Here is a 16482-nt window from a genome sequence, read left to right as displayed (position 1 = left end):
AGCTGTCCACAGGACAGCTTATCGTCCTGCGGACGGAAGCGGCTGTTTCCGCCGCTTTGCTTCCGCCATTTATCCGGCTTCATTCAACTCCGCAACAATACAAAATCTATATTCTTTGCAACCTTACAAGTCTAAAGTCCGCAAATTTCATATACTCTGCATTGTTGCGCTGTTCCCTACTCCGATCTGATTTTATCCAGTTCCCAATACCATGAATTATTTATCCGCTTCGCCCGGACACCTAACTCTTTCTTTGCATTTTCCAATGTCCGTTTCGATATACCCTGTTCGTCCGCCAGATTAACAATTTCGTTGCTTTGCATGGCGTTATTCGTTTCCGCCAGTTCCCGGAGTAAGCGTTTCGCCTGCTCCATCTTATTTGCTTTCGGAGCGATACCGCCCAAGACTTCATCAGCCGTAATTTCATAATCTCCAAGCCACTGAAAACCGTTCTCTGAAAGTTCAAAGGCTTTTGGGTGTCCGAACGCCGCCAGATTATTTTTTATCTGGACAACCGCCCTTATATTAGTTTCGCCCTCCACTCTGCCAACAAGGAGGACGCTCCTTGCGACTGCAAAGAAATCAATGGAACCCATACCGCGATACGCCGCCTTATTTCCTGCCGCTTTGTTCATATGACCGACAAGCACTATGGCGCATTGATATTTTTCTGCCAGAGCCGCCAGCTTCTTTGTCATATCCCTTGCTTCATTTGCCCGGTTCATATCCATACCACCGCCTAAATAGGCTTGTATCGGGTCTAAAATAAGCATTTTAGCCTTTGTCCTTATAATTGCTTCTTCTAATCGTTCATCTATCATAGAGAGTGATTTTATGCTTTCATCAATGACGGAAATATTCTCACAGTCCGCACCTGCCAATTCCAAACGGGGCTTTACGGTATCGGCAAGCCCGTCCTCCGCTGTCTGATAAATCACATTCAACGGTTCCGTCAGCTTCATTTCACTGTCTAAGCCTTCGCCCTTTGACAGCTTCGCCGCTATATTGAGTACAAGCGTTGTCTTTCCGTCACCCGGATCGCCCTGAACGATTGTCAGCTTCCCATATGGGATAAACGGAAACCACAGCCAAGATACCTCCTGCGACTGTATCTCCGACATTTTAATCATCTGCAATTCTGTTTTTGTTTCTTCCATAATGCCCTCCATTTCTGAAAAATCATTGTCACTGGAAAAAACCTCTGCTATACTTATATTGTGAAACACTGATAACAGAGGTTTTCCAGTTATCACAGCCCTAACAGTTGCCGCTGTTGGGGCTTTCTTCTGCTCCGGCGTCACTATCCTGCAACAAATATTTTGCTCCGTCTAATACCCACAGGATTGCTTTCAGCATATCGAGACAGTCATTCCGCATATCTTCCAACCCCTCCGGCGTTAATGCGATTTCTGTCTTTTCAAACTGCTCTGTCACTTCCCGGATATTGGTCTGCATTACCTTTAATTCCTCTACTAACTGATAAACCAGTTCTTTTTTACCGACCACGCACACCCGGTTATAAATGCAGGAACGGACAAAATAATCTTTCTTAGAAAGTCCGCTTGCTAAAATCTTTGCTTCAATTTCTTCCCTCTCTCTGGGGGAAATGCGAAAGCTGATTGTCGGGTATTTATGTACTCCGCTCATTCTTCTTCCTCCCTGTTGTTTTCAATCTCTAATTTATCCGCAAGTTCACCCTGCTTATTGGGATATAGATGTGAGTAAGTATTTAATGTCGTTTCGATTTTCTCATGCCCTAACCGTTCCGCAATCGCCAATGGCGTAAATCCCATTTCCACAAGCAGAGAGGCGTGAGAATGACGAATATCGTGCAAGCGTATTCTTTTTACCCCGGAAGCCTTGATACCTCTGATAATTTCATGTTCCATATAAGACTTTGTAAAACGGAACATTCTTTCGTCTGCCATAATTCCATATAAGTGTGAAATGTACTCTTTTAATTCTTCCGTCAGAAACGGCGGTATTGTTATGATACGTTTGCTCTTTGGCGTTTTAGGTGGTGTAATAATATCCCTGCCCTCTATCCGCTGATAGGACTTGTTTACAGAAATGGTACGCTTCTCTAAATCAATGTCATTGTAGGTAAGAGCGAGTAATTCTCCTATCCTCATGCCCGTCCAATAAAGAAGCAGAAACGCCATTTTTGTTTCCGGCTTGTTCTCCACAGTCACAAGAAATTGTTTAAATTCCTGCTTTGTCCAGAACTCCTTTTCCCCGGCGTGGCTCTTTCCAATGCTCCCGGCTTTCCGGCAAGGATTATCTTTCAAGTCATAATACTGAACTGCATAATTGAAGATTGCCGACAACTGATTATTGACTGTTTTCAGATACGTTTCCGAATATCCCTTTTTTATCAGCGCATTTTGCCATGCCCGAATATCAGAAGCCTTGATTTCGTTCATGCACTTTTTCTTAAAATAAGGAATGATTTTCAAGTCAATAATAAATTTCTTTGTCCGCATGGTATTCTCACGCAGACGGTGTTCCATATCCTCATAATAGATGTGGACAAAGTTTTCAAAATTGATGTCTAATTTTTTCTGCTGTTATTGCAGAAAATCACGCTCCCACTGTTCGGCTTCACTCTTCGTCTTGAACCCTCTTTTATTCTTCTTATGGCTAACCCCCTGCCAGTCCTTGTAATAGAATTGACAGCGCCACATCTTACCGTCTCTTGTTGCCGCCATAGTACACACCCCTTTCTCACATAGCTACGGTCAGACCGTAGAATTTTTCTTCAAAGTATTTTGTCGGAACCTTGCCGCAGATTGTCCGGTAGCCTTTTGCTTTCAATTCCTCATTCAGTCCCCGGATAATCTTATAAGCATAGCCCGTTGATACGCCAAGCATTACTGCCGCTTCCTCTGCCGTTACATACATCTTTTTTGATTTCTCCATTCATTGTCCTCCTATATTTTTATAGGGACTTTTGTCCCTTACTTGCATTTTCATTATACAGGCTCTTTTGTCCCTTGTCAACATATTATTCTTGAATTGTTTGATTATTTTCAACGGATATGATAGAATACAAATGTCCCTATTATTCATATTATCAAATACTAAAGGAGTAACTACATGACAGTAGGAGAGAAAATAAAGACATTCCGAACAATCCGGGGGATTTCACAGAATGTATTAGGGGAACTGTCGGGCATAGACGGAACCACCATTCGCAAATATGAATTAGGAAGCCGGAAGCCAAAGCCCGACCAACTTTTGAAGATTGCCAATGCTCTGGGCGTGAGTATCAACGTATTCACGGACTTTGACATAGAAACCGCTTCTGATGTTCTCACTCTGCTTTTCAAAATGGACGAGCAGATAGATATGGAAATCGACGGCGAAAAAGACAGTGAGGGAAATCTTATCCCAGACACGATATGTATTCGCTTTAAACACCCGGAAATAAACAGCCGACTTGCCAAATTTGCAAAGGCTAAGAAATTGCAGGAAAATTTGATTGCTTCCAAAGACGCATTTCCAAGTGAGGAAGCATTTAATAAAGAGTTGGAGCAGATGAACGAGACTTGCGAACAGATTAAGCAACATTTAGTTGATACAAATAGAGTTGTGAAAAAGGGAACAACGGAAATCTCTGTTAAGGTATATCCAGAAAATAAGCCCATATAGTAAAAGGCAGGTATCATGATACCCGCCCCAAATCCAGTATTCATCAAATAATTAGAGCCAAAGTAGAGCCAAACGGCATAAAACAACCCCGGAAATGCCCATTCTATCAGCATTTCCGGGGTTCTGCCCGTTACTCGAACTCAATCGTAGCCGGCGGCTTCCCCGTACAATCATACAACACCCGATTCACGCCCTTAACCTCATTCACAATCCTGCTGGTAACCTTCCCCAGCACTTCCCATGGAATCTGAGCGGACTCCGCGGTCATGAAATCAGATGTAAGCACGGCCCTCAGGGCAACGGCATAATCATAGGTTCTCTCATCGCCCATGCATCCAACAGACCGCATATTGGTCAGCGCCGCAAAATACTGGCCCAGATTCTTATCCACTCCGGCCTTTGCAATCTCTTCCCTGTAAATCGCGTCAGCGTCCTGTACAATGCGGACTTTATCAGCCGTCACCTCACCGATGATCCTGACGCCCAGACCAGGTCCCGGGAATGGCTGTCTGAATACCAGATACTCAGGTATCCCCAGCTCCAGTCCGGCCTTTCTCACCTCATCTTTAAAAAGCAGCCTTAAAGGCTCTACCAGTTCCTTAAAATCCACATGCTCCGGCAGTCCGCCCACATTGTGATGGGACTTGATGACAGCAGATTTGCCCAGGCCGGACTCAATCACATCCGGGTAAATTGTACCCTGTACCAGGTAATCCACGGCGCCAATCTTCTTTGCCACTTCCTCGAACACACGTATGAACTCCTCGCCGATAATCTTACGCTTTGCCTCAGGCTCCTCCACGCCCTTCAGCCTGGCGTAGAAACGTTCCTGAGCGTTGACACGGATAAAATTCAAGTCATAAGCGCCTTCCGGTCCAAATACGGCCTCAACCTCGTCCCCCTCATTTTTGCGCAGCAGACCGTGATCCACGAACACGCAGGTAAGCTGTTTGCCAATGGCTTTGGACAGCATAACGGCAGCCACAGAGGAATCCACGCCGCCTGACAGAGCACACAGCACCTTGCCGTTACCTATCTTCTCCCTCAAAGCCTTGATGGTGGTATCCACAAAGGAATCCATCTTCCAGTCGCCGGAGCATCCGCAGACATTATATACAAAATTGGAGAGCATCCTGGTGCCTTCCTTGGTGTGAACCACCTCAGGGTGGAACTGCACCGCATAAAAATTCTTCTCCTGACACTCCATGCCGGCTACTGGGCAGGAATCTGTATGCGCAGTGATACGGAAGCCCGCCGGAACCTCTGCAATGTACACACCGTGGCTCATCCAGCATACGGTCTTGGGAGAAACGCCCTCAAACAGCTTGGAGGAAGTATCCACATCCACTTCTGTGTGTCCGTATTCGCTGACCACAGCCTTCTTTACAACGCCGTCCAGCAGATAGCTCATAAGCTGGGCGCCGTAGCAGATTCCAAGGACTGGTATTCCCAGTTCAAATATCTCCTTTGAGCAGCGAGGTGCCCCGTCTTCAAACACAACGTCCGGTCCGCCTGTGAAAATGATTCCCTTTGGATTCATTTCCTTAATTTTCTCCAGGCTCATATCATAAGGATGCACTTCACAGTATACGCTGCATTCGCGGACACGGCGTGCAATCAGCTGGTTGTACTGGCCGCCAAAGTCCAGTACGATAATCATCTCTCTGTCCATGAGATTCGTTCCTCCATTATTTTACGGATTTTCCCACCAAAACAATTATAGTAAAACTGTATCCCAGAACGGGTTTGAAAATTCCCTGTATCCGACGTCCCGCAACAGCCTGTCTGCTGAAAGCTGTGCGTAACCCGCCTGCTTCCGCCGCTGCCAATGCCGAAGGCTTAACCAGATACAAACCATTTCCAAACCCGCCCTTATTATATACCTTGACCCAATTAACCGAAAAATATTTATTTCCCTATAAATTGAAAGAGATTGTACAGAATAGTACAATCTCTTTTTTATCTTTCGTATGTATACATTATAAAGCAGAGGACGACAAATATCAAGCTATTTCGACATTTTTTTTGACTTTTTTGACTTTTTTACTGTTTTTTTTTGCTGAACTTTTTTGCTGAACTTTTTTTACTGACTGAAGTGATAAGTCAACCTCAGGAGAATTTGACATGGAAACGGGAATTTCATCTTTCATACAAATTACTTGCTGATTTTACGTGCTGATTTTTCTGCTTTATTGAGTTGAATTTATTCTTAAACAGTTACCCGGAGTTATCTATATTTCGGAATCTCTTGCTCCGTATTTTTACCGACAGTCTCTTTACTGCATATATTTTCCCAACAAACCACTTTCATCCATTTAACCGGCATATTACTCAGCCGGTCTTTCGTCTCAGTCTTTCGTCCCAGCCTTTCATCTCAGCCCTTCGTCCCAGCCCTTCGTCCCAGCCCTCCATCCCAGCCTTTCATTTCAGCCCTTCATCCCAGCCTTTCCCGCCCGTCTTTCCTCCTTATATTCCCCTCTCGTCCTCAGCCCCATCTTCTACTCTGCCGCATATCGTTTAATCAAATTACATCCTTCCGCAGAATCCTTGCAATCCTTTCCTCATCCAGTCCCCGGATTACCTCCACGGCCATCCTGACAGTGGCGTCCACGTCTTCTTCTGCGCAGAAATTATAGTGGCTGTGTACATACCTGGACGGAATGCCTAACACCAGCACCGGCACTGCCTTTCCCGTGAGGCTGATTTTTCCGGCGTTTGTGCTGCCGCCCCGGCGCACCGCATCCTGGTACTTGATTCCCAGCTTATCTCCTGTCTCCTGGGCAAAACGTATGAATTCCACGTTGGAAATATAGCTGTTGTCCATGTGGCGAATCTGCACCCCGCTCCTTAAACAGCCCTGGGCAATACCGGCCCGGAAATAGAAATCATCCGCCGGTGATCCCTCAAACACAATGGCCAAATCAGGCCGAACCTGCTGGGCTGTCACTGTGGCTCCCCTGGTTCCCACTTCCTCCTGGGCCGCAAATGCGCCTACCACTTCAACCTCCAGCTGGTCCGCCTCATCCTTAAGTGCCTGCATGGTGTCGATAATGCTCACGCAGCCCAGGCGGTTGTCAAAAGCCTTGCCGTACAGGATTCTATTTTCCTCATGATACTCAAAGCTTACATCCGGCATGATGGGGTCGCCCGGGCGGATTCCATAGACCTCCATCACTTCCTCCCTGCTGCTGGCTCCCACATCCACCAGGATATCCTCGATTGCCAGGGAGTTGTCGTTTTTCTGGGCCGCTGTCAGAAAATGCATTGGTTTGGATGTGGTGATTCCCCTGTGCTTTTTCCCGTCCCTTGTCCTTACAATGACAGAGTGGGCAGGCAGGCTGGTGAGATGGAATCCTCCCAGCATCAGGATACTTAAAAGCCCGTTTTCTAGTATGGACTGTACCATGAATCCGCACTCATCCAGATGGGCATCCAGCATGAGCACGGGGCGCCCGGCCTTTTTCTTCTTCATGGTGGCGTAAACATTGTACATAGCATCGTTTACAACGTCCAACCCCCCGCACCAGTTCTTTACTTCCCGGATGACCTCGTCCTCAAATCCACTGGGACCAAAGGCATTGGTCAACGCTTCGATTTCTTTTATGTTTGCCATGATTTCCTCCAGGTATGAGACACAAAGTGCCGCATCACACGGTACCGCTCCTGCCATACCATGCCTGCGGCACTGCATCTGCTTTACTTAATTCTGCTTTACTTAATTCTGCTTCATTTGATTCTGCTTTACTTCATTCTGTTTGATTATTCTGTCTTACTTCATTCCTTAAACCTTAGTTCTCACTTCTCACAAGCCTTACAGTGAAACCTTCTTAAGCTCTTCGATCAAATCCAGGATATAGTTGGCTGTGGTCTGTACCATCTCCTGGCCCCACTCCACGGTAGCGGTGTTTGGATGATCTGGTCCAATCCATCCGTTGTCCGTTACCTTTGGTGTGTTCCTGAGAATTTCAATCTCAACACCCTTGAAGCGCACGGTACGGAAGCCGGTTGCCACCAGATTGTCTGTGAGATTGGTCATTTCCAGAGGAAGGTCAATCTGGCTCATGTCCACCAGTGAGGGGTCAACTGCCATGATGCCCGCTGTCTCCTCGCCGCCGCCGTGTCCTCCCTTCCACTCTGGCTTCATATCCCAGGCCATCAGCCACCAGTTCAGCATCACGACCATGGCGCCCTTCTTGTCAAATTCCAGGCCGATGCGCTCGATGGTCTTGATATTCCCTCCGTGTCCGTTGAGCACCAGAATTTTCCGCGCGCCGTGCTTGTACAGCCCGTCCACAATCTGGTATACGTACTGGTATAGTATGTCGGAATCAATGTCGATGGTTCCCGGATAATCAGCCAGTGACTGGCATGCTCCGTAGGGAATCATGGGCGCGATGAGGATGTTGTCATTCTTTTCCTCAATCAGATCCAGGATTTTGTCAGGTATCAGGGTGTCGGTTCCCAGCGGCATATGGCGTCCATGGCACTCCGTACTGCCGATTGGAAGAATGACCATGTCATTTTCCTTAAAATACCGTTCCGCTGTTGGCCATGTAATCTTTGATAATCTCATGATGCATCTCTCCTTTGACTTCTCTTATTTTGCAACCTTTACATGATCCAGCTTGTGGTAGCCGATTGGATCCATCACGAAACCTTCCACCTTGGCGCCTGCGCCTGCGGTGATGGTGCTGTAGTAAATAGGTGCGTTGTTGTTTACTTCTTTTAACTTCACAGCCAGGTCCTCATATGCCTTCAGTCTCACGGACTCGTCCGCGCTGGTTCTTCCTGTCTCAATGAGCTTGTCTACCTCAGGGTCTGCGATGAAGCTGCGGTTTCCGGCTGCTCCCTGCTGTGAGGAGTGTTCCAGTGAATAGTAGGTGTAGTCCGCGTCTGTGGTGGAGGTCACCCAGCCAAAGTACCCCATGTCATGCTCGCCTGCGGAAGTCCTGGAAATGAAGCTGCCGAATTCCATTACCTCGATGTTGCAGGTGATTCCCACATCCTGAAGCATGGCCTGTACAGCCTGACATACCTCTACACGTGTCTGGTTGTCATTTACCCAGATGCTGGTCTCGAATCCGTTTGGATATCCGGCCTCGGCCAGAAGGGATTTTGCCTTCTCAGGGTCATACTCATAAGCGCCCGGGCTGAAGTATCCGAATACAGCCGGTGCGATGATGGCGTCAGCCGGCTCTCCGGATCCGCTGGCAATGGTGTCGATAATCAGCTGGCGGTCAATGGCGTAGTTAACGGCATCCCTTACCTTCTGGTCATCATAGGGCGCTTTGTTCATGTTCATGGAAATGTAGTAGCAGGTCAGGGACGGAGCCTCGAACAGCTGAAGCTCGGAATTGCTCCTTACCTTCTCCAGGTCGTTGGGAAGCAGGTCGTAGGCCAAGTCCACTTCTCCGGTCTCCAGGGCGATGGTTCTCTGGGATGCCTCAGGAATCACCTTCATAACCAGCTTCTGTGTCTCTGCCGGTCCTGCATAGTAATCGTCAAAGCGCTCCAGTGTAACGGAATCCCCCTGCTTCCACTCTACGAACTTATATGGGCCTGTGCCGATTGGATGAAGCTTGAAGGCTTCCTCGTCCGCTTCCACCACTGCCTTTGGAACAATGGCTGCAAACGGTACGGAAAGATTTCTAAGAGCCGGTGCGTAAGGCGCCTTCAGCTCTACATTGACCGTATAATCATCTACCACGTCCACCCTGTCGATAAAGTCAACAATGTAGGAAACCGCAGCGGAATTAATGGCTCTGTCCAGGGAGAACTTTACGTCCTCTGCCTTCACCTCGGAACCGTCGTGGAATTTTACGCCCTGGCGGATGTGGAATGTATAGGATGTATCGGAATTCTGATCCCAGCTCTCCGCAATCAGGGGCTGCAGCTCTCCGGTAGCAGCGTCAACAACGGTCAGCGTGTCGAAAATCTGATCCGTTACCTCTACGGCCGGCGTCTCCTTGCCCTGATGCGGGTCTAAGGAAGTAACATCAGCCCCCTGTGCCCATACCACCGTGTCCTTGTACTCCCCGGAACCGCCGGTGCTTCCTCCTGCCTCTGTTTCCTTGGAACCTGCCTGTGTCTGAGCGCTGCCGCCTTCCGTGGAGGTCTGTCCGGACTTGGAACAACCGGCTGCACTTACTGCCATTGCTGCCATTAAGGATAATGCAATGACTTTCTTCCATGTTTTTCTCATACTAGCTCCTCTCTTTCTTACATTTCTCTCTGTCAATCTTGCTCTATAAACACCGGGTTTCAGGCGTCCGCCCTGGATTTTCCCGGAATTTATCCCTGCTCCTGGACCATACGGCAGCTCACAAAATGCCCTGGCTCCATTTCCTTTAAAGTCATTTCATTGTTGGTACAGCCTTCCGTCGCATAAGGACAGCGTTTTGCGAACCTGCATCCCGGCTCCGGATTGATAGGCGATGTGAGCTCGCCCTTTAGCGGAATGCGCTCCATCTTAAAATCCGGATCGGGAACCGGTATGGCTGACAGCAGCGCCTTTGTGTATGGATGCATGGGGTTCTTAAACAGTGCCTTGGCAGGCGCCGACTCCACCATCTGTCCCAGGTACATGACCACGATGTCATTGGAAAAATGCCTTACCACCGACAAATCGTGTGTAATAAACATATAGGTAAGGTTCAGCTCCTCCTGCAAATCCTGCATCAGGTTAAGAATCTGGGCCTGGATGGATACGTCCAGGGCCGACACAGGCTCGTCGCATACGATGAACTTCGGATTAACCGCCAATGCCCTGGCGATTCCGATTCTCTGGCGCCTGCCGCCGTCCAGCTCATGGGGATATGTATTTACCAGACGCTTGGCCAGCCCCACCAGGTTCATGATTTTTTCCACCCTCCGGGTGATGGCGGCCCTTTCACTGGCCTTGTAAATGCCCTGCACCAGCAGAGGCTCTATGATTGCCTCGCTGACCGTCATCCTGGGATTCAGGGAAGCAAAGGGATCCTGGAATATAATCTGCATATCCTTCCTCAAATCCTTTAGCTGCTTCTTGTTGCAGCTCAGGATATCCCTGCCCTCAAAATAAACCTTGCCGCTTGTGGGTTCGTGAAGCCTTAGGATAGCCCTTCCCATAGTGGATTTTCCGCATCCGGACTCCCCTACCACTCCCAGGGTCTCTCCGGTACGGATGGAAAAGTTAACATCATCCACCGCGTGGAGAGTGCCCTTTGGGGTCGTAAAATATTTTTTCAGATGTTCCACACGTAATATCTCTTTTTTCTGTTCCTGCATATGTCAATCTCCTTTTCTCAGCGGTAGCGGATGCAGCGGACCTGATGGGTTCCGTCTACAGTCACCATCCCCGGATGGTTCTTGGAACATTCAGGAACCGCATACTTGCATCTCTCGCAGAAAACGCAGCCCTTGGGCAGCTTGGTGGGGTCGGGCATCATGCCGTCAATGGCCCAAAGCCGCTTCACATCGCTTGTCAGGCTGGGAATGGAACCAAAGAGTCCTTCCGTGTACGGATGTCTCGTGTCCTTGTATATCTCCCGCAGGGTTCCGTATTCCACCACTTCCCCCGCATAGATGATTGCCACGTAATCACAGTTCTGGGCAACCACTCCCAGGTCATGGGTAATGAGAATCATGGATGTGTTATTTTCTGATTTAAGCTTGTATATCATCTCCAGCACCTGGGCCTGTATGGTAACGTCCAAGGCCGTGGTGGGCTCATCCGCAATGAGCAGCTTGGGGTTGCAGGCCAGGGCGATTGCAATGACCACCCTCTGCTTCATACCGCCTGAAAACTGGTGTGGATACTCTCCAAAGCGCTCCGCAGGAATTCCCACTCTCTCCAGCATGTTTTCAGCCCATTTTCTGGCTTCCTGCCTGGACAGGCTGGTGTTATGGTTCTCGATCACCTCCATAATCTGCTCGCCTACCGTGAGCACCGGGTTCAGGGAGGTCATAGGGTCCTGGAATATCATGGATATGTCCCTGCCGCGAATGGCCTCCATTCCATTGGTGGAAAGCTTTAACAGGTCCTGTCCCTCAAAAATCACCTCTCCGCCCAGAATCTTGCCCGGAGGATTGGGAATCAGCCTCATAATTCCTTTTGCCAGCGTAGTCTTTCCCGCACCTGTCTCTCCCACCAGTCCAAGGGTCTCTCCCACGCCGATATGTATATTGACGCCGTTTAGCGCCTTTACCACTCCGTCATCCGTTTCATAGTGGATGACCAGATCTTTTACTTCCAATAATGGTTTATCTGCCATGTCATACTCGTCCTTTCTTAGTGTTCATCCATCAGCTCTTCAAACGCGGGTCAAGGGCATCTCTCAGTCCGTCTCCCACCAGGTTAAGGGCCAGGATGGTAAGCATGATTCCCATGCCGGGGATGATGGTGACATGCCATGCGTCGCGGATATAGCTTCGGGCGTTGGACAGCATTGCTCCCCACTCAGGGGTGGGCGGCTGGATGCCAAGTCCCAGGAAGGAAAGTCCCGCGATGGAAAGGATGGCTCCCGCGATTCCCAGTGTCACCTGTACGATAATCGGCGCCATGGAATTGGGAATCACGTACTTGATGATGATGCGCCAGTCGCTGCAGCCAATAGAGCGGGCCGCTTCGATAAACTCCTGGTCCTTCACCGTGAGCACCGATGCCCGGACCGTCCTGGCAAAGGTAGGCACATAGGAGATGGCAATGGCAATCAGCACATTGGTGATGCTGGTTCCCAGAGCCGCCACGATGGCGATAGCCAGAAGCATGGATGGAATGGCCAAAAGAATATCCATAATTCTCATGATCACATTGTCAGCGGTCTTGCCGTAGTACCCGGCAAAAGCTCCCAGTAGCCCGCCGAAGATACATGAAATAATGATGGCCACGGTTCCCATGAACAGCGAGTACCGGACCGCCCACAGCATGCGCAGCAGCATATCCCTGCCGAACTCATCCAGCCCAAAGGGGTGTGCCGGGCTTGGTCCCTGAAGACGTCCTCTCAGGTCCTGCTTTACCACATAATTCAGGTAAACGGATTTGCCTGTGACCGCGTCAATAATAATGGTTGCTATTGCTATGATGACCAGTGCCAGGATAAAATACATGCCAATCATGGCCAGCCGGTTCTTTTTGAATCTGCGCCATGCCTCGCCCCACAGGGAGCGCTGGTCGCCTTCCGCTTCCGCGGCAATCAGATGTTTCTTTCCCATGAACTGCACCTACTTTCTCTTGTATTGTGATTTAATTCTCGGGTCCACAAAGGCGTATATGATGTCTACCGCCAGATTGACCACGGTAAACATGATTGCCAGAAAGATAACAGACCCCAATACCATGGGAATATCTTTTGACTTGATGGAATCCACCATGAGACGTCCCAGGCCCGGCCAGGAAAATACGGTCTCTGTCAGCATGGCGCCTCCCAAAAGAGTGCCAAACTGAAGTCCCACTGCCGTGATAATCGGAATCATGGCATTCTTAAGCATATGGCGTGTGGTGATTTTCTTATCGGAAACGCCCTTTGCCCTGGCAGTGTCTATGTAATCCTGCCGGATAACTTCCAGCATGGATGAACGTGTCATACGCGTAATCATGGCTGCAGCCCCCGTGCCCAGCGTCACCGCCGGAAGGACAAGGCTTTTGATGAGAGGTATGAATCCCTCCCCCATTCCCTGTGAAGGCAGCCAGCCCAGGGTCAATGCGAACATAATAACCATCAGCAGGCCGAACCAGAAGTTAGGCATGGCCACGCCAATCAGCGAGAGCAGCATGGCTGTATTATCCATCAGGGAGTACTGTTTCCTGGCGGAAATGATTCCCGTGGGAATTCCAATCAGAATGGCTACCAGGATACCTGCCACTGCCAGCACCGCTGTGTTGGGAAACCGCTCCATGACCTGTGACCATACGCTCAGGTTATTTTTATAGGATGTACCCAGGTCGCCGTGAAGCATGTTAATCATGTAATGTCCGTAACGGACCAGCAGAGGGTCGTCCAGTCCCAGCTCCTTCCTCTTCATGGCCAGTGCCTCGGCTGATGCCTGGTCACCCAGAATGATTGCCGCCGGGTCGCCCGGTGACAGGTTCAGAATGAAAAACACAATGAACGTCACGCCGATGATGACCGGAATCAGCATAAGCAGTCTTTTTAACACATACTTGTACATTTTTCTCTCTCCAATCCTCGTGTATTTGCTGCATTAACGCAGCGAAGCAAAATACATATTTCACGACCCCCCACAGGGGTTTTGAAACCAAAATAATAAAAAAGAAGCCTTAGGATTTGAAACTCCCTCGCTTCATACAAATTATAAAACAATATATCAATATTGTCAACAATCATTGTTTAAATTTTACACTTTAAATATTTTGTCAACATTTATATTGTGCTTATTTTCAAATCTATGCTATAATTGTCTTTATATTAAATCTAAGTGTCTCTCTGTGGCGCACACGCCATGGAGCCCGCACATGCTTGGGAGGTAAGAAAAATTGAAACAGATTGGCGGATTTTTTACATATGAACCACTGCCCGAAACTGAAAACCATTATCTGGAAAACCTATGCCCTCCAGGGGGAAGCCTGCGCTTTTTCATGTCCGGCAGATGTGCCAACTACTATGCGCTACAGGATATCTGCCTGACCGACACCAGAAAGGCGGCCTATGTGCCTGTCTACACCTGTGAGACAGTCCTTGCCCCTTTCCTGAAAGCCGGCTATGAACTTTTATTCTACGATGTATCTAAGGATTTGACACCCATCTTCGACGAAAGGGTCCTGGACCGCATCAGCGTCGTCAATCTCTGCGGCTATTACGGCTTTTGCAGCTACGACAGGGAATTTATACGGAAATGCTCTGAACGGGGCATCATTATTGTGGAGGATACGACCCACTCCCTCTTCTCATCTGACGGTGTTGACCCTCACTGTGATTACGTGGTGGGCAGTATGCGGAAATGGATTGGAGTACCGGCCGGCGGATTTGCCATTAAAAGGAAAGGTAGCTTTTCCCTTCCCGTCCTGCCCCCTGACGAGACTCATCTTTCCATGCGCAGTATTTCCATGAGAGGCAAACAGCAGCTTCTCCAATCAGGAACTCCCGACCCCCAGGCCATACAGAAGTTCAATGATACCTTCTGGGACGCCGAGATGATGCTGCGCCGCATCTTTGATTCCTATGGAAGCGACCGGGATTCAGAGTATATCATACGGCACTATGACTTTGAGCAGCTGAAACAGAGACGCCGCGCCAACTATCAGTATCTGCTGGATCATATGCCGGAACACCCCCAGCTTACCGTGATATTCCCGGTTCTAAAAAAAGGCACTGTTCCCAGCCACTTTACCGTGTATGCAGAGGACAGGGACATGGTTCAGTCCTATCTGGCGGGACGCGGCATCAAGACCACCACCTATTGGCCCCAGGGCCCCATGGTGGACACCGAAGGCCATGGCGACGCGGCCTACATATACAGCCATGTGCTGTCCTTTACCTGCGACCAGAGATACGAAACTGAGGATATGGAGTATATCTGCAGACAGATAGAGGACATGCCTGAAAAATAAGAACTGAAAAATAAGTCCCTAAAAATAATTTTAAAAAGCGGAAATACCGGAACGTGATATAATCGTATTCACGTCCTGCATTTCCGCTTTTCCATGTCCGCTCTAATTCTTTTATTCCTGCATCCCCAATTACACATGATAAAACAGTTCCTGGTTCTTCATCTTCATTCCAATCCGGTAAATTCTCTCACCGTTGGCTATGTAGTGGGAATTGATTGCGCTCCTGGACTGTTCAAGGTTCCCCCGCTGCAGGATTTCTAAAAGCCATTTATGCTCCAGATAGTTGTTTCCCCGCCGTCCTGCCTGGGCAGCAATATCTTCCTGGTCCAAATCCGCCTGCATTTCAGATACATACTCATTGATTTGTTTGATGGTGTAGAACATGGCTCCGTTTAAGGGGCTCAGTGTCTCCCACAGACTGGTCAGGCGCTCCATCTGGCCTGATAATAAAATCTGTTTATGGAATATCTCATCATACTTGATGATTTTCCCCATGTCGTCCTCTGCCACAGCCTCCTTCATGGCCAGCACCGCATCCTCCATGAGAAAAATACTGTCGCTCAGCAGACGTCCCCCGCACCGCTCCAGGGCCAGGTTCTCCAGGTTGCCGCGCAGAAAGAATATCTCATAGGCGTCCTTGGGCGAAAGCATGGAGACAGAATACCCTTTATTGGTCTCATAATCCAGAAATCCCTCGTACATCAGCTGCTTCAGCGCATCCCGCACCGGCCCCCGGCTCATTCCCAGCTTTACCGCTATATCATTTTCAACAAGCTTTTCTCTCTGGGCCAGCTTTCCCTGAAGAATCTGTTCCCTTACATAATCTGCTGCCACCTCTGAAAGACTTCGTTTTTTTTCCTTATCCATAACACTCCCCGCTCCTAGCACTGCTCTTTAACCTGTCCATTATAACGTAGGCCCTGCGCAAATGTCAAAGGATTTTCAATACCCATGATATTTTATGATGATATTCTATGCGTCGGTTCAGACGGTTCAACTTACCACAGCAGTTCCGATCACAATTCCTTTCCCAGTGCAACCGCCAAATCCAGTATCGTCTGCTTTACATCCCTCTGGCTCTCATTGGCCAGACTCCGCATCTCCCACACGTCATTATCCAGATTGTCCGCGCTGTAAAAAAACTGGCTGACAGACCGGTTCCTGAAACGGGCCAGGGCCGCCTGCCGTCCCATCCGGTTTTTGGACAATATCCACCGGGTTAAAGACCGCTTCCTTTGCTCTGTCAAATTCCTCCAGTTTCATAGAACATCTCCTTTCCCGCC

16 protein-coding genes and 1 pseudogene are annotated in these 16482 nt (G+C 48.8%); 2 read left to right on the top strand and 15 right to left on the bottom strand.

Features of this window, described 5'->3' with window-relative positions:
* Nucleotides 1-176: 176 nt before the first annotated feature.
* The 4 genes and pseudogenes from LA360_RS24725 to LA360_RS24710 all read right to left on the bottom strand — a co-directional run bounded on the left by LA360_RS24725 (nucleotide 177) and on the right by LA360_RS24710 (nucleotide 2919).
* Nucleotides 177-1157, bottom strand: coding sequence for an AAA family ATPase (locus LA360_RS24725; protein ID WP_089774976.1), 981 nt, complete (start codon nucleotides 1155-1157; stop codon nucleotides 177-179).
* 100 nt (nucleotides 1158-1257) lie between these two features.
* Nucleotides 1258-1647: a plasmid mobilization protein gene (locus LA360_RS24720; RefSeq protein ID WP_089774978.1), complete on the bottom strand. Its 390-nt coding sequence runs from the start codon at nucleotides 1645-1647 to the stop codon at nucleotides 1258-1260.
* Nucleotides 1644-2708, bottom strand: a pseudogene (locus tag LA360_RS24715) (site-specific integrase). The gene LA360_RS24720 and the pseudogene LA360_RS24715 overlap by 4 nt, the downstream one beginning before the upstream one ends.
* A gap of 16 nt (nucleotides 2709-2724) precedes the next feature.
* Entirely contained in the window at nucleotides 2725-2919 is a 195-nt protein-coding gene (locus tag LA360_RS24710) for an ICEBs1 excisionase (RefSeq protein WP_087225176.1), read from the bottom strand.
* 177 nt (nucleotides 2920-3096) lie between these two features.
* Here LA360_RS24710 and LA360_RS24705 point away from each other — a divergent pair, with 177 nt between their 5' ends.
* Complete coding sequence (locus tag LA360_RS24705) at nucleotides 3097-3651, top strand: helix-turn-helix domain-containing protein (protein ID WP_089774980.1); 555 nt, start codon at nucleotides 3097-3099, stop codon at nucleotides 3649-3651.
* 130 nt (nucleotides 3652-3781) lie between these two features.
* Here LA360_RS24705 and guaA read toward each other — a convergent pair whose 3' ends face one another.
* From guaA to LA360_RS24660, 9 genes are all read right to left on the bottom strand, one after another.
* Nucleotides 3782-5323 (bottom strand): glutamine-hydrolyzing GMP synthase, encoded by a 1542-nt coding sequence (guaA, locus tag LA360_RS24700; protein WP_089774982.1) that lies wholly within the window; start codon nucleotides 5321-5323, stop codon nucleotides 3782-3784.
* Nucleotides 5324-5654: 331 nt separating this feature from the next.
* Nucleotides 5655-5801: a hypothetical protein gene (locus LA360_RS24695; RefSeq protein WP_160116324.1), complete on the bottom strand. Its 147-nt coding sequence runs from the start codon at nucleotides 5799-5801 to the stop codon at nucleotides 5655-5657.
* 371 nt (nucleotides 5802-6172) lie between these two features.
* Nucleotides 6173-7264 carry a M42 family metallopeptidase gene (locus LA360_RS24690; RefSeq protein ID WP_057572402.1) on the bottom strand — a complete coding sequence of 364 codons (1092 nt, stop codon included), beginning with the start codon at nucleotides 7262-7264 and terminating at the stop codon, nucleotides 6173-6175.
* Nucleotides 7265-7462: 198 nt separating this feature from the next.
* Nucleotides 7463-8224 carry a creatininase family protein gene (locus LA360_RS24685; protein WP_022203439.1) on the bottom strand — a complete coding sequence of 254 codons (762 nt, stop codon included), beginning with the start codon at nucleotides 8222-8224 and terminating at the stop codon, nucleotides 7463-7465.
* Between the two features lie 24 nt (nucleotides 8225-8248).
* Nucleotides 8249-9853, bottom strand: coding sequence for an ABC transporter substrate-binding protein (locus LA360_RS24680; RefSeq protein WP_022203438.1), 1605 nt, complete (start codon nucleotides 9851-9853; stop codon nucleotides 8249-8251).
* Between the two features lie 89 nt (nucleotides 9854-9942).
* A complete protein-coding gene (locus LA360_RS24675; protein WP_057572396.1) occupies nucleotides 9943-10917 on the bottom strand; it encodes an ABC transporter ATP-binding protein in 975 nt (324 codons plus the stop codon).
* Between the two features lie 17 nt (nucleotides 10918-10934).
* On the bottom strand, nucleotides 10935-11903 hold the full coding sequence (locus LA360_RS24670) for an ABC transporter ATP-binding protein (protein ID WP_022203436.1): 969 nt from the start codon (nucleotides 11901-11903) through the stop codon (nucleotides 10935-10937).
* A gap of 31 nt (nucleotides 11904-11934) precedes the next feature.
* Nucleotides 11935-12843: an ABC transporter permease gene (locus tag LA360_RS24665; RefSeq protein WP_089775027.1), complete on the bottom strand. Its 909-nt coding sequence runs from the start codon at nucleotides 12841-12843 to the stop codon at nucleotides 11935-11937.
* A 9-nt stretch (nucleotides 12844-12852) separates the two neighbouring features.
* On the bottom strand, nucleotides 12853-13800 hold the full coding sequence (locus LA360_RS24660) for an ABC transporter permease (protein ID WP_022203435.1): 948 nt from the start codon (nucleotides 13798-13800) through the stop codon (nucleotides 12853-12855).
* 325 nt (nucleotides 13801-14125) lie between these two features.
* Between LA360_RS24660 and LA360_RS24655 the strand changes: the two genes are divergently transcribed.
* On the top strand, nucleotides 14126-15199 hold the full coding sequence (locus LA360_RS24655; protein WP_112481834.1) for an aspartate aminotransferase family protein: 1074 nt from the start codon (nucleotides 14126-14128) through the stop codon (nucleotides 15197-15199).
* A 129-nt stretch (nucleotides 15200-15328) separates the two neighbouring features.
* Here the strand turns inward: LA360_RS24655 and LA360_RS24650 are convergent, their stop codons facing one another.
* Nucleotides 15329-16066 carry a GntR family transcriptional regulator gene (locus LA360_RS24650; protein WP_002585352.1) on the bottom strand — a complete coding sequence of 246 codons (738 nt, stop codon included), beginning with the start codon at nucleotides 16064-16066 and terminating at the stop codon, nucleotides 15329-15331.
* A gap of 149 nt (nucleotides 16067-16215) precedes the next feature.
* Entirely contained in the window at nucleotides 16216-16446 is a 231-nt protein-coding gene (locus LA360_RS24645; RefSeq protein ID WP_002588264.1) for a nucleoside phosphorylase-I family protein, read from the bottom strand.
* Nucleotides 16447-16482: the final 36 nt, after the last annotated feature.

Origin of the sequence: Enterocloster clostridioformis (assembly GCF_020297485.1) — a bacterium.
Lineage (GTDB): Bacteria > Bacillota > Clostridia > Lachnospirales > Lachnospiraceae > Enterocloster > Enterocloster clostridioformis.
The sequence above is the reverse complement of the archived record's forward strand: the minus strand, read 5'-3'. Positions and strand labels throughout refer to the sequence as shown.

What these genes read in the sequence shown, in the direction of transcription:
- LA360_RS24725 (WP_089774976.1), bottom strand. Translation starts at nt 1,157, where the DNA reads ATGGAAGAAACAAAAACAGAATTGCAGATGATTAAAATGTCGGAGATA.
- LA360_RS24720 (WP_089774978.1), bottom strand. Translation starts at nt 1,647, where the DNA reads ATGAGCGGAGTACATAAATACCCGACAATCAGCTTTCGCATTTCCCCC.
- LA360_RS24710 (WP_087225176.1), bottom strand. Translation starts at nt 2,919, where the DNA reads ATGGAGAAATCAAAAAAGATGTATGTAACGGCAGAGGAAGCGGCAGTA.
- LA360_RS24705 (WP_089774980.1), top strand. Translation starts at nt 3,097, where the DNA reads ATGACAGTAGGAGAGAAAATAAAGACATTCCGAACAATCCGGGGGATT.
- guaA (WP_089774982.1), bottom strand. Translation starts at nt 5,323, where the DNA reads ATGGACAGAGAGATGATTATCGTACTGGACTTTGGCGGCCAGTACAAC.
- LA360_RS24695 (WP_160116324.1), bottom strand. Translation starts at nt 5,801, where the DNA reads ATGAAAGATGAAATTCCCGTTTCCATGTCAAATTCTCCTGAGGTTGAC.
- LA360_RS24690 (WP_057572402.1), bottom strand. Translation starts at nt 7,264, where the DNA reads ATGGCAAACATAAAAGAAATCGAAGCGTTGACCAATGCCTTTGGTCCC.
- LA360_RS24685 (WP_022203439.1), bottom strand. Translation starts at nt 8,224, where the DNA reads ATGAGATTATCAAAGATTACATGGCCAACAGCGGAACGGTATTTTAAG.
- LA360_RS24680 (WP_022203438.1), bottom strand. Translation starts at nt 9,853, where the DNA reads ATGAGAAAAACATGGAAGAAAGTCATTGCATTATCCTTAATGGCAGCA.
- LA360_RS24675 (WP_057572396.1), bottom strand. Translation starts at nt 10,917, where the DNA reads ATGCAGGAACAGAAAAAAGAGATATTACGTGTGGAACATCTGAAAAAA.
- LA360_RS24670 (WP_022203436.1), bottom strand. Translation starts at nt 11,903, where the DNA reads ATGGCAGATAAACCATTATTGGAAGTAAAAGATCTGGTCATCCACTAT.
- LA360_RS24665 (WP_089775027.1), bottom strand. Translation starts at nt 12,843, where the DNA reads ATGGGAAAGAAACATCTGATTGCCGCGGAAGCGGAAGGCGACCAGCGC.
- LA360_RS24660 (WP_022203435.1), bottom strand. Translation starts at nt 13,800, where the DNA reads ATGTACAAGTATGTGTTAAAAAGACTGCTTATGCTGATTCCGGTCATC.
- LA360_RS24650 (WP_002585352.1), bottom strand. Translation starts at nt 16,066, where the DNA reads ATGGATAAGGAAAAAAAACGAAGTCTTTCAGAGGTGGCAGCAGATTAT.